Raw genomic sequence first — 12,949 nt, forward strand, 5'->3', positions numbered from 1 at the left:
ACCGACCAACAGCCTGTCGCGGCCAGTCCCCCGCTGAACGCAGTCCCCCTTGCCTGGACTTACTGACACCTTTTACCATGTAAGATTAATTTGACCGTTGAAAATTTAGCCAATAGAGCCGAAATGAAAAAACTATTATTACCTATCGCTATCGCAGGCATCCTTACCGGCAGCCAACTGTCCCTGACAGTCCAGGCCCACGATCACAGCAGCACAGGCCACCACAAAACTACCGGCCAGCAGGAGCAACTCTCTTCCGGCATCGACCTCAATGCGATAAATACCAGTGTGCGCCCGCAGGACGACTTCTTCACCTACGTAAATGGCACCTGGCTGGAAAATACTGAAATCCCAGCAGACAAATCCCGCTGGGGCGGTTTCTCAATCCTGCGAGACCAAAGCACTGAGCAGGTTAAAGCGCTGATTATGGAAGCAGGTAGCAGCGCCAACAGTGCCGGCGCCAAGCAGATTGGTGACCTCTACAACAGCTTCATGAACGAAAAGCTGATCGAGAAGAAAGGCTTGTCCGCAATCTCTGAGGAACTCGCCAAAGTCGACGCCATCAAGTCTCGTAAAGACCTCACCGACTTCTTCGCCTATGCCGATATCGCCGGCTACAACGTGCCATTCGGCGGCACTATCTACCAGGACCTGAAACAGGTTGAAAACTATATCACCTTCCTATGGCAGGCGGGCCTGGGGCTGCCGGATCGCGACTATTATTTCGAGGACACCGAAAAGAGCCAGAAGCTTCGCAAAGCTTATAAAGAGTATTTGGTACAGATTCAGGAACAGGCCGGACTCAACAACGCCAAAGCCTTTTCCGGCAAGATCTTCAAGCTTGAGGAAAGCCTTGCTGAACATCAACGCAGCCGCCTGGACAATCGCGATCCCGAGAAGTATTACAACAAGAAATCTGTGGCTGAGTTGAAAAAACTGATGCCGGCAGTGGACTGGGACAGCTACCTGAGCATGGCCAAATTGGCCAAGGCTGACAGCTTTATTGTCGGCCAACCCGAATATCTGGAGGCGGCCAACCAGATTATCGCCGATACCGATATCGCCACCTGGAAGCGCTACCTGAAAGTCAAAGTCCTGTCTTCCATGGCGCCCTACATGCACGAAGAGCTGGCCCAGGCCCACTTCGACTTTTACAGTACCACTATCCACGGTGTGGAGCAGATGGAACCCCGCTGGAAGCGTGGCGTACAGTTCGTCAACGGTGCGGTGGGCGAACTGGTCGGCAAGCGCTACGTGGAAAAGCACTTCCCACCGGAAGCCAAGGAACGCATGATCGTTCTGGTGGATAACCTTAAAGCCGCTTACCGGGAATCCATCCAGTCCCTGGAGTGGATGGGAGAGGATACCCGCAAGCAGGCGCTGTTCAAGCTGGAAAACTTTACTACCAAAATTGGCTACCCCGACAAGTGGCGCGACTACTCCGCTCTCCAGGTGGACTCAAATAACCTGGTAGGTAACGTGCTGGCCGCCAACTTGTTTGAAGCCAGCTACGAGCGCGACAAGCTGGGCAAACCCATCGACCGTAGTGAGTGGGGCATGAGCCCACAGACTGTTAACGCCTACTACAACCCGGCGATGAACGAGATTGTCTTCCCCGCAGCTATCCTGCAGCCGCCCTTCTTTAATGTGAACGCGGACGATGCAGTGAACTATGGCGGTATCGGTGGGGTGATTGGCCACGAAATTGGCCACGGTTTCGATGATAAGGGCAGCAAGTTTGACGGCAAAGGCTATCTAAACAACTGGTGGACCGATTCCGACCGTAGCAACTTCGAAAACCTGACCAGCAAACTGGTCTCCCAGTACAATGCTTTTGAGCCACTGGAAGGCGAACATATCAATGGTGAGCTGACCTTAGGGGAAAATATTGGTGACCTTTCCGGCCTCGGTATCGCCTATAAAGCCTACAAAATGTCCCTCAATGGTGAAGAGGCGCCGGTAATTGATGGTTTCACTGGCGATCAGCGTGTCTTTATGGGCTGGGCCCAGGTATGGCGTAGCAAAATGCGCGACAAGGCGCTGAGTGGCCGTATGAAAACAGATACTCACTCTCCTGCCGAGTACCGGGTACAAGGTGTACTGCCCAATATCGAAGCGTTCTACGAGGCCTTCGATGTGAAAGAGGGTGACGGTATGTACCTGCCTGAAGAAGAACGGGTGAAAATCTGGTAACAGAATCCCCCCAAACCGGCCGCCTCTCGCGGCCGGTTTCCTTTCCCATCAACGACTTATCCTGATAACAGGCCCTCCCCCAAAGCCCGCCATATAACTTCAATAGTATTTATTTCGTTGTCACTACAGGCTGGACAACTTGTGGTCGCTATGGCGTAACATAGGTGCAGTGCTTTCAGGAGAAATAATATTTATGGCCCATCGCACCCAATTCCAGCTGCTATCCAGCCGCCGCTTTCTACCTTTTTTCCTCACCCAGTTTCTCGGTGCCTTTAACGATAATGTCTATAAAAATGCACTGATCGTGATGATTGCTTTCCGCTTGGTGGAGAGTGAAGCCAATGCCCTGATCAATGTCGCAGCGGGCCTGTTTATTCTGCCCTTCTTTCTCTTTTCCGCCTCCGCCGGGCAGTTGGCAGACAAGTACGACAAGAGCCGTTTGATCCGATTGATCAAACTGGGGGAAATCTGTATCGGTGCTCTCGGAGTCACCGCCCTTTACAGCAGTAATAATGTCTTCTGCCTTGCGGTACTCTTCCTGCTCGGTATTCAGTCCGCTTTCTTCGGCCCGGTTAAATACGCCATCCTGCCCCAGCACCTGAAACGCTCCGAACTGGTTGGCGGCAATGCGTTGGTAGAGATGGGCACTTTTGTCGGCATCCTCACCGGAACCATCGTCGGCGGTTTATTGGCCGGACTGACCGGCCAGGGTGAGAACGGCCTGTTCTACCTGAGCTGGATAATAATGGGAGCGGCAGTCCTGGGGTACCTGGCCAGCCGTGGGATTCCTGTAGCGCCTGCGCCGGCACCAAACCTGCGTATCAATCCGAACCCCTTTACCCAGACCGAAAACATTCTGCTTAAAACCTCCAAAACTCCCTCTATTTTTTACGCGATTATCGGTATTTCCTGGTTCTGGTTAATGGGAGCGGCCTACCTGACACAAATTCCCAGTTTTACCAAGAATGTCCTTGGTGGCGATGAATCTCTGGTCACCCTTCTACTGTGCACCTTTACGATCGGTATAGCCTTGGGTTCGCTACTATGTGAGCGCCTCTCCGACGGAAATATTGAATTGGGCCTGGTTCCCCTTGGCGCCGCTGGCCTGACTATTACCGGCATCGCCCTGGCCGCAGCCGGCGGCAATTTTGTCGAGCTGCAGCAGGCAACTCTGGAGGCTTTCCTGAGCAGTGACGGCGCCTACACAATTCTCGCCTGCCTGGTAATGATCGGTATCTGCGGCGGCCTCTACATAGTGCCGCTTTACGCGATGATACAAGACCGTTCAGCGCCTGAAATCCGCGCACAAATTATTTCGGTTAACAATATCCTCAACGCGTTGTTCATGGTGGTCTCAGCGCTACTCGGCCTATTCTTCCTGAATATCCTGGAGGCCACCATTCCCCAGTTTTTCCTGGTGATCGCCCTGATGAATGCTGCCGTGGCTATTTTTGTATTCACCAAGGTGCCCGAATTCGCCATGCGCCTACTTATTTGGATGCTCTCCCACACCATTTACCGGGTAAGGCACGTGGGGCTGGAGCAAATTCCCGCAGACGGCCCGGCACTCATCGTGTGCAACCATGTCAGTTATGTGGATGCACTCCTGCTGGCCGGAGCGGTACGACGCCCTATTCGCTTTATCATGTACAAGCCTATCTACGAGATACCGGTTCTGCACTTTATTTTCCGCACCGGGCGCGCCATCCCCATCTGCTCAAAGGCCAAGGACCCGGAGGGCTACGAAAAGGCCTTTCAGGATATTGAGCAAGGACTGAAAGATGGCGACCTGCTGTGTATTTTCCCCGAAGGACAACTGACAAAAGATGGGGAGATTCAACCGTTTAAAGCGGGTATTGAAAAGATACTGGAACGTACCCCGGTACCGGTAATTCCCATGGCACTACGTGGCTTGTGGGGCAGCTTCTTCAGCCACAAAGATGGCCATGCATTTTCCACCTGGCCACGACGTTTCTGGTCCAAAGTAAGTGTGGTAGCCGGCAACCCGATTGAGCCCCCGAAGCCAAAGCTGAGACCCTACACGATGAAGTCCTGGGGCTGCGTGGAAAGCAACGCTAGCCTCTTTTTCGGGGCTGGTGTACAAACCAGCCCCGCTTTTATGGTTGAGGCAATCGGGGAAATAGCCTGGCACAAATGGGCACTTTTTACACTTGCAAAAAGACAACTTTAAGCTCGGCATAAGCACTCCAGGTATCCCTGTCGTAACCTGCTAGCATTTCTATATCTTGCACCACTATCTAGCTCCTGGGGGCTGTCCCTCCCTCTTTGCAGAGTTCGGCATTCAGGTCAAGAAAAGCCGTTTAGTAAAATCCTGTGTGCAAATCTCTATCGAGCGAGCATCAATGGCTCAGCACAACCAGTTCAAGTTACTTTGCAGACGTCGCTTCCTGCCACTATTTTTTTCACTAATCACCGCCGCCTTCAATGATAATTTATTCAAGAACGCACTATTGGTCATGCTCGCATTTCGCCTGGCGGAATCTGAGGCCAATGCCCTGATCAACCTGGCAACCGGATTCTACATACTGCCCTACTTCCTCTTTTCTGTGACTGCCGGACAGCTGGCAGACAAGTACGATAAAGGGCAAATCATCAGGATTCTGAAGCTGGCAGAGATTTTTATCGTACTACTTGGCGCCTTTGCCCTGCTCGGCAACAACCGGGTTCTTAGCTTTGTCGTGCTTTTCCTACTGGCCACGCACACTGCCATTTTCAGCCCTGTGCAATACGCAATCTTGCCGCAGCATTTGAAACGGACCGAATTAATGGGTGGCAACGGGATGGCCCAGATGGGTTCTTTTGCAGGCGTCCTTTCCGGCACAATAATAGGCACACTGTTAGCCGGATTCACGAAACCTGGACAGCCGGGGCTACTCGATTTGAGCCTGATTATGGTTTTTGTCGCGATATTCGGTTACTTGAGCAGTCGTGCCATCCCCGCCGCACCGCCTTCATCACCGCAACTGCATATCAGCTGGAACCCCTTATCACAAGCATGGCGTATCTTACGCCTGATACGGAAAACGCCGACAGTCTTCTATGCCATCCTCGCCTGCTCATGGTTCTGGTTGGTAAGCTCAGCCTACCTGGCACAGGTACCTAGTTTCACTCGCAATGTCCTAGGTGCCAACGAGCCGGTAATCACCATTATCCTCTGCTGTTTATCGGTGGGCGTCGCAGTGGGTTCACTTATGTGTGAGAGTCTCTCTCGGGGTCGTATTACTTTCGGCATAGTGCCACTGGGCAGTGTGGGGATCACCATTTCCGGCCTGGGGCTCGGCCTCACGGCCGCTCACTTCCAGACCCTGTCTGGAGCCTCCGTCAGTGAATACCTGCAAAGTGATGGCGCCTACGCAATCCTGATATATACCGCTCTTTTAGGTATTTTTGGCGGAATCTATATTGTCCCGCTATATACGATTATGCAGGACAGGGCTGATAAAGCGGTTCGGGCACAAATATTGTCAGTGAATAATGTGCTCAATGCTTTTTTTATCGTGGTGATCTCTCTAGTGAACATCGCACTTCTCGATACCCTGAAAATCACGATCCCACAGCTCTTTATTCTGGTTGCCCTGCTCAATATAATCGTTATGGTCTTCCTGTTTATAAAATTGCCAGACTTTATCGCGCACCTACTGATCTGGCTATCCTCTCATTTACTGGCTCGCACACAATGTAAAAACCCTAAGCGGATACCAGAAACTGGGGCCGCCCTGCTACTTTGCAGACCCGCAGGTAACCTGTCCGCATTGCTGTTAATAGACGCCTTACAGCGACCGGTTCGATTTCTCCTACCCGATAAAAGTATTAAGTCATCAGTGATGCGGTTTATTTTGAACTATTGCGGTGCCAAACCCATCTTTTATAGACACGCCGGCAGCAATGAAGATCAACTCAAAGCTCTCGGCCAGGCTGTAGAAAATGGTGAATTACTCTGTTTTTTTCCCGGTACAAACACAGAGAATATTCACCTGAGTGAACTTAATAACCAAATGCTGGCAATACTGTCAAAGTCTGCAACACCACTATTGCCAGTAAGGCTGATAGGGCTGGAGACTGATACGCGTCTCGCCCCTGCAAGTGAAGAGCCCGGTAAATCACGGATACGCTTTCTGCCTAAAGTTAATATGCAAATTGGACGCCCTGTTAGCATTAAAAATGTTTCACTTGATACGCCCTGAAAACTTGCTCTCTCCAACTAGAGTGCCCGCAAATCAGAAACTGCAGGCTAAAAAAGGAAAAGGAATACTGGAAAACTTCAAGAGAAAAAGAGCTTTAAGTGTCGTCTTACTACAGTAAAAAACGGGGGGAGGAGAATCAGGATACCCGCCCGTGCGGACGGGTATCTTTTTCGGGATCAGGCTATTTCAGTTGCAGCCGCACTGCTACTGCGACTTTTCAACACCAGCCATAGAGCCGCCACAAGGATGGCAGCCTGCAGGCCAATACCCTGCCAAGTGGAATAAATCCCCAACCAGTCAAAACTGAACTGTACAGGCAGTGGAGCGATACCGATCCAAGCTGCTTCCTGCAGAGCTGCTATTGCTTTCCCTGCAAGTACGAAGGAGAGGGCCAGCAATACGTAGGTCGTCGCGGAGAAGAATTTACCGATTGGCAGGCTCACGGAGTAACGCACCAGGACGAAGCCAACTATCGCAAGCAGGACCACACCGGCAGCGATACCACCCCAGAGAGAGTTGTATTGGTTTTCCGAAGTCTGTGCCAATAGAGACTGGTAGAACAGGATGGTTTCAAAAATCTCACGGTATACAGCGATAAATGCAAGACCTGTAATTCCCCAAAGGGCGCCCGTGCTCAAGCTGCGATTGATACTGTTCTGAATGTATTTTTGCCACTCCGACGCCTGAGTCTTACTGTGCATCCAAAAGCCCACATAAAAGAGCACTACCGCGGCCAGCAGAGCGGCCACACCTTCCATCACCTCACGGCTGGCACCACTGATAGTGATGACGCTCTGGGCAGCAACCCAAGTGGCAAAACCGGCAGCAAAAGCGCCAATCCAGCCTAGATGCACAAACTTGAGGGCATCGCGACGACCAGTTTTGACCAAAATCGTGGTCAACGCGATCACCACCAGTAGCGCTTCCAGTCCTTCACGCAGCAGAATTACCAGGCTCGCAATGAACAGTGCCGCACCGGAAAGGTTACCACCCTCCATTAAGGTCTCGGCCTGCGCTAACTGATGCAGGATTATCTCAACCTGGGCTTCAACCTGCTGCGGATCACTGTCGGCACTCAGTTTTGCACGCAGCCCCAAGAGTTCGCGCTCTGTGGCCAGACGCAGATCAGCATCCAGCGAGTCCAGTGAATTTTCCGCCATCTCAAAGCCATCCAGATAAGCGCTGATGGCTAAGGTACGGGCATTGGCATAGTCGCCCTGCTGGTAGGCCAGTAAGGATTTTTGCAGCTGTACCCGAGCTACATTAATCGGCGCACTGCCCTCTTCTGGAGCACTTGCAAACAGGATGCGGGGGTCTGCGCGCAATGCCGCCACCGCCTGGCTGGAGATATCCGGGCGATCATTGCGCAATACCTGGGGGCTGTACATTACCAGGTCCTGTAAGCTCGGCTTGGATTCCGCTGCTGTGGCACTTTCTCCGGCGAATGCCATGCTGCCCACATAAAAAGCCAGTGACCAACGCTGTTGTTCATTCAGGTTTTTGAACGCAGTCATTGCGGTGCCATCAATGCCGTTGCTGATGGCATCATATAGACCCAGCAGCGAGCGGTTGTCGGCGCGTTCACGCTCATGGAAATCTGTCGGTGCCGGTTCCAGCTGGGCGGCGAGAGGACCATCCCCCTTGCCCTCCACGCCGTGACAGGCGATGCACTGGACCTGGTAGATGGCAGTGCTCTCCTCGAGGCTGAGCAGCGCAGTAGGCAGGGAAAGAGCTGGCGCAATAGACAGCAAACCTTGACGCAGTTTGGCCGTATGTACCTGGACCTCAGCAACAGTTGCTTTGCGTTGGATAGCCCCCTGCAGAGCCAGCGCATCAGCGCGTATTCCCTCAGCTTGTGCAGAGTCTGCAAGTTGCTGCCCGCGATCAATCAACAGCTGAGCGAACTCCTCCATCTCGGCATATTCATCGGCATTGATGATCTCGCCGTTAGCCACCGCCTCTGGATAATCCACACCAATATATTCCGCCATCTGCATCAGCTGACGCAGTTCCTGCTCCGAGAGTCCAGCTTGCTGGGCATGGGCGGGGATCATCGTAATGGCTAGTACCGCCACAAAAAGGCTGGCCAGATATTGGGAAAGGCGCATGGAGAGTCCTTTTCTGTTGCTGCAAACAAAATTGAGAATTTGGCGCATAATATAATTAATAATCATTCTCACAACAAAGCTAATACTGAAACTTACTAGCCCAAAGTGACACTTGCCATTTGTGTTGTGCGCAACTATATTGTGCACAATACAAATACAGGACCCCACCATGACCGACCTCTTTTCAATCCCAGTCAAAACAGCCAGTGGCGAAACCGCAACCCTCGAAGACTACAAAGGTCAGCTGATCCTGGTGGTCAACACGGCGAGTAAATGCGGCTTTACCAAGCAGTACAAAGGACTGGAAGCGCTCTACAGCGAATTCAAGGATCGCGGACTGACCATTCTTGGCTTTCCCTGCAACCAGTTCGGCAAACAGGAACCGGGCAGTGATAAGGAGATCCAGGAGTTTTGCGAACTGAATTTTGGTGTCAGCTTCCCCGTCTACGCAAAGCTGGATGTTAACGGCCCCTCTGCACACCCGCTATTTGTAGAACTGAAAAAACGCGCACCCGGACTACTGGGTACCGAAGGAATCAAATGGAATTTCACCAAGTTCCTGATCAGCAAGGATGGTCAACAGGTGAAGCGTTACGCTCCCAAGGACAGCCCCGAATCCCTGCACGCGGAAATTGAGCGGATGCTGTAACTGTGATTTGTGATGATGATTCTGCCGAGCTGGCCCTCAATCGCCAGCTCTGTTTCGCCCTCTACGCTGCCTCCCGGGCCATGACAAAGGTCTACCAGCCGATGTTGAAGGACCTGGATATCACCTACCCACAGTACCTGGTGCTGATGGTTTTATGGGAGTGGGCCATGGAGGGAGAAGAAAGCCACCAGGAGCATAGCCTCGGCGCCCTGGGCCAGCGCCTTATGCTGGATTCAGGCACCCTCACCCCACTGCTGAAGCGCATGGAGAAGCGCGGCCTGGTAGAAAGGTGCCGCTCGCCCTCAGATGAGCGTGTCTCTCTGATAAAAGCTACCAGCGCAGCCTTGGAGCTGAAACCCCGGGCCAGGGCTTGGGTCCAGCGCCGCCTTGACCAATCATCAATCAGTCGCTCTGATGTGGAGCGGCTTCACGGTGACTTATGGCGTTTCCTACACAAGCTGGAAGATGACTCAGCCAGTCACGTCGACAAGCAGTATTAATACTCAGATCGACTTCCCCCTCGACAGTGAGGTTTGTGAGGTTTGTGAGGTTTGTGAGGTTTGTGAGGTTTGTGAGGTTTGTGAGGTTTGTGAGGTTTGTGAGGTTTGTGAGGTTTGTGAGGGTAAGATACATTTTTAGGTCGAAATCTTAAAATAAACCTACCAGGTAGGATGAAACCTATGATAAAAGATGCTTTTTACGCATAATTAGGATAATAATTGACCTTTAGATCGAAAAACATACATAATACAAAAATCCCAGTCCGACGCGGATATAGCCAGACATGAAGACTGATATTTGTACATTTAACCAACACCATCTCCCCCTAGCTTACTCGCTACGACTGCCGCTACGCGGCATATAATTTTTCTCCCCCCCACTCCCACAGAATTCCCAACTTTATTTGGACGGCGCATAGACAGCGACAGAGCCGCTTGTTTAGCCTCGAAACAAATAAGGAGAACAAGCGAAAATGAGTACAAAGAAAGATAAATTAGTCATTTTTGATACGACTCTGCGCGATGGTGAGCAGAGCCCTGGCGCCTCTATGACTAAAGAGGAGAAGGTGCGTATTGCCCGAATGCTTGAACGCATGCGTGTGGACGTCATTGAGGCCGGTTTTGCCATCGCCAGCCCCGGCGACTTCGAAGCCGTACAGGCTGTTGCCGAAGCAGTGACCGAATCCCGTATCTGCAGCCTGGCCCGCGCGGTCAATGCCGATATATTGCGTGCCGGTGAGGCCCTGAAAAAGGCCAACGCCTCCCGTATCCATACGTTTATCGCCACATCCCCGATCCACATGAAGTACAAGCTGCAGATGGACCCGGAAGATGTGCTGCAACAGGCGGTCACAGCAGTGAAAACCGCACGCCAGTTTACCGATGATGTGGAATTCTCCCTGGAGGACGGCAGCCGCTCCGAGCCGGATTTCATGTACCGCATTATTGAAGAGGTTATCAGCGCCGGAGCCGGCACAATCAATATCCCAGATACTGTCGGCTATGGCGAGCCAGGTGAATACGGCGCCATGTTCCGCCGGGTTATTGAAAATGTCCCCAACTCCGACAAAGCCATTTTCTCCACCCACTGCCACAATGACCTGGGCCTGGCGGTGGCAAACTCACTATCCGCAGTTATGAACGGTGTACGCCAGGTGGAATGCACCATCAATGGCTTGGGGGAGCGCGCCGGCAATGCTTCTCTAGAGGAGATAGTTATGGCGGTTCAGACCCGCCAGGACCTCTACCCGGTGTACACCGGCATCGACACCAGCCACATAGTGCCAACATCACGTATGGTCTCCTCGGTCACCGGCTTCCCGGTACAGCCAAACAAAGCTATTGTCGGTGCTAACGCTTTTGCCCACGAATCCGGAATCCACCAGGACGGTGTGCTCAAGCATCGCGAAACTTATGAAATCATGCGCGCCGAAGATGTAGGCTGGGGCCAAAACCGCCTGGTGCTGGGCAAGCATTCCGGCAGGGCCGCCGTACGCGCCCGCTACGAGGAGCTCGGTATCGACTTCTCCGACAGCGACGAATTTCAACAGGTATTCCTGCGCTTCAAGGAGCTGGCCGACAAGAAACATGAAATTTTCGACGAGGACCTGCACTCATTGATCGCCGAGAGCGAAGCCCCGGTGGAGCGCTACCAGCTGAAAGACCTGGACGTACGCAGTAAAATTGGCAGCGCACCCCAGGCCTTTATCAGCCTGTCAATCGATGGTGCAGTGCATGAGACCGAGGCTGCGGGTGGCGGTCCGGTGGATGCCACCTTTAAAGCCATTGAGCACATCGTCGACAGCGGTGCCGACCTGAAACTCTATTCTGTCAACGCAGTGACCCAGGGAACTGACTCCCAGGGCTCGGTGACTGTGCGTCTGGAAAGAGACGGCCGTCTGGTCAATGGTGTTGGCGCCGACACTGATATTTTGATTGCCTCGGCACAAGCTTACATGGATGCGTTAAACTTGCTCGCCAACAGTGAGAGTAAGAAACAGGGCGTGTAAGTGAACGAGCTGCAGCGAGCGGAATATTTATCAGTACTTGGCGTAGCCAGCTATGTGCCACGCTTTGTATTGCCGCTAGCTCCAGAGCCCCGCCAGGCCCAGCTGCCACCGGCGGAAGATGCCTTACCTCAGCTGCGGCAGGCCGTGGCTGCCCCGGCCAGCCCCCTGCTCCAATCGGTGGCACAGATTGTCAGTGCCCCAACCCAGCAGGGCAGGGGTGCCAGTGCCTCAGCACCGGATATCACCGTCCTCACACGCCCGGATGAAAGCGTATCCTCTGCACAGCCCGTCTTAGTCACTCAAGTTGCACCGCCCAGGCAGGAGGTGCAGCCATTTGTCCTCAATTGTTGGCGAATTGGCGAGGAGCTTCTCGCCGTGGACAACCATGAGCCCGGCGCAGCTCTGCCGCTGGATGCCCTGTTTGGCAATATTATTCGAGCGATGAATTGGCATCAGCTGCCGCGCCACGGAGAACGCCTTTACTGGCCCATGGCAGAAAATCGCTTTGGTCCGGCAGCGGACGCCTCAGAAGCCCGCGATACATTTTCCAGCTGGCTGGAGGCCTCCTGTGCCCGCCACCCGGTAAAGTCTATCTGGCTGATGGGCAGTGAGGCGCAGAAGTTTTGCACTCCCCTGCCCCTCAGTGACACTGTCAACAACTGGCAGGGTGTGCGTGTGCTCGCCATGCCGAGCCTGTCCCAGCTACTGCAAAAACCCGACCGCAAACGCAAGCTTTGGCAACTGCTGCGCGAAACCTACCCAGTAGAAACGAGGGCACAATGACCCTGCCAGTAACTGCGAGCCTGCAGTTGCGTCTGGCTGAGGCGGCAGACTGCAGCGCGCTCGCCACTCTCGCGCGCAGTGCGCACAGCCATCCCTGGAGCGATGCTCAATACCTTCAGAGCCTGGAAAGTGGCCACCAGTGCTGGCTACTCGACAGTGAGGGAGAGGTTGTCGCTTGCTGTGTGCTCAGCCGATTGTTTGATGAGGCGGAAATTCTCGATGTGGCCGTCTCCCCCAGCTGGCGCAGGCGCGGCCTCGCTGAAAACTTGCTGAAAGGCTTGGTTACAGAACTATCCGCTGACACTCAGCGCTTACTACTTGAGGTGCGGAGCTCAAATCTCGCCGCACTCTCGCTCTACCGCAAACTGGGTTTTTCTGAGGACGGTTTGCGCAAGAATTACTATCCCGCAGAAAATGGTTGCCGCGAGGATGCTGTACTCATGAGTCTCGCCCTGGACGGTAACGGCTCGTAAAATACCCTCGGAGTATAGAACCGACCGTT

Annotated in this window: 9 protein-coding genes; 8 read left to right on the forward strand and 1 reads right to left on the reverse strand. The window is 53.2% G+C overall.

Features of this window, described 5'->3' with window-relative positions:
* Window positions 1–123 precede the first annotated feature (123 nt).
* The 3 genes from GL2_RS03540 to GL2_RS03550 all read left to right on the forward strand — a co-directional run bounded on the left by GL2_RS03540 (window position 124) and on the right by GL2_RS03550 (window position 6,398).
* Window positions 124–2,193, forward strand: coding sequence for a M13 family metallopeptidase (locus GL2_RS03540; protein ID WP_143729335.1), 2,070 nt, complete (start codon window positions 124–126; stop codon window positions 2,191–2,193).
* Window positions 2,194–2,386: 193 nt separating this feature from the next.
* Window positions 2,387–4,384, forward strand: a complete 1,998-nt coding sequence (locus GL2_RS03545) for an MFS transporter (protein ID WP_232053755.1) — start codon at window positions 2,387–2,389, stop codon at window positions 4,382–4,384.
* Between the two features lie 172 nt (window positions 4,385–4,556).
* Window positions 4,557–6,398: an MFS transporter gene (locus GL2_RS03550; protein WP_143729336.1), complete on the forward strand. Its 1,842-nt coding sequence runs from the start codon at window positions 4,557–4,559 to the stop codon at window positions 6,396–6,398.
* 176 nt (window positions 6,399–6,574) lie between these two features.
* Here the strand turns inward: GL2_RS03550 and GL2_RS03555 are convergent, their stop codons facing one another.
* Window positions 6,575–8,506 carry a cytochrome c/FTR1 family iron permease gene (locus GL2_RS03555; protein WP_232053756.1) on the reverse strand — a complete coding sequence of 644 codons (1,932 nt, stop codon included), beginning with the start codon at window positions 8,504–8,506 and terminating at the stop codon, window positions 6,575–6,577.
* A 169-nt stretch (window positions 8,507–8,675) separates the two neighbouring features.
* Here GL2_RS03555 and GL2_RS03560 point away from each other — a divergent pair, with 169 nt between their 5' ends.
* The 5 genes from GL2_RS03560 (at window position 8,676) to rimI (ending at window position 12,920) form a co-directional block, all read left to right on the forward strand.
* Complete coding sequence (locus GL2_RS03560; protein WP_143729338.1) at window positions 8,676–9,155, forward strand: glutathione peroxidase; 480 nt, start codon at window positions 8,676–8,678, stop codon at window positions 9,153–9,155.
* Window positions 9,156–9,157: 2 nt separating this feature from the next.
* Window positions 9,158–9,655: a MarR family winged helix-turn-helix transcriptional regulator gene (locus GL2_RS22200; RefSeq protein WP_305072529.1), complete on the forward strand. Its 498-nt coding sequence runs from the start codon at window positions 9,158–9,160 to the stop codon at window positions 9,653–9,655.
* A 473-nt stretch (window positions 9,656–10,128) separates the two neighbouring features.
* On the forward strand, window positions 10,129–11,664 hold the full coding sequence (locus GL2_RS03570) for a 2-isopropylmalate synthase (RefSeq protein ID WP_143729339.1): 1,536 nt from the start codon (window positions 10,129–10,131) through the stop codon (window positions 11,662–11,664).
* Window positions 11,665–12,447, forward strand: coding sequence for a hypothetical protein (locus tag GL2_RS03575; RefSeq protein ID WP_143729340.1), 783 nt, complete (start codon window positions 11,665–11,667; stop codon window positions 12,445–12,447).
* Window positions 12,444–12,920 (forward strand): ribosomal protein S18-alanine N-acetyltransferase, encoded by a 477-nt coding sequence (gene rimI, locus GL2_RS03580; RefSeq protein ID WP_143729341.1) that lies wholly within the window; start codon window positions 12,444–12,446, stop codon window positions 12,918–12,920. The genes GL2_RS03575 and rimI overlap by 4 nt, the downstream gene beginning before the upstream one ends.
* Window positions 12,921–12,949 lie beyond the last annotated feature (29 nt).

This window comes from Microbulbifer sp. GL-2 (assembly GCF_007183175.1).
GTDB lineage: Bacteria > Pseudomonadota > Gammaproteobacteria > Pseudomonadales > Cellvibrionaceae > Microbulbifer.

Coding starts and splice junctions, on each gene's coding strand:
- GL2_RS03545 (WP_232053755.1), top strand. CDS start 2,387: ATGGCCCATCGCACCCAATTCCAGCTGCTATCCAGCCGCCGCTTTCTA.
- GL2_RS03555 (WP_232053756.1), bottom strand. CDS start 8,506: ATGCGCCTTTCCCAATATCTGGCCAGCCTTTTTGTGGCGGTACTAGCC.
- GL2_RS03540 (WP_143729335.1), top strand. CDS start 124: ATGAAAAAACTATTATTACCTATCGCTATCGCAGGCATCCTTACCGGC.
- rimI (WP_143729341.1), top strand. CDS start 12,444: ATGACCCTGCCAGTAACTGCGAGCCTGCAGTTGCGTCTGGCTGAGGCG.
- GL2_RS03560 (WP_143729338.1), top strand. CDS start 8,676: ATGACCGACCTCTTTTCAATCCCAGTCAAAACAGCCAGTGGCGAAACC.
- GL2_RS03570 (WP_143729339.1), top strand. CDS start 10,129: ATGAGTACAAAGAAAGATAAATTAGTCATTTTTGATACGACTCTGCGC.
- GL2_RS03550 (WP_143729336.1), top strand. CDS start 4,557: ATGGCTCAGCACAACCAGTTCAAGTTACTTTGCAGACGTCGCTTCCTG.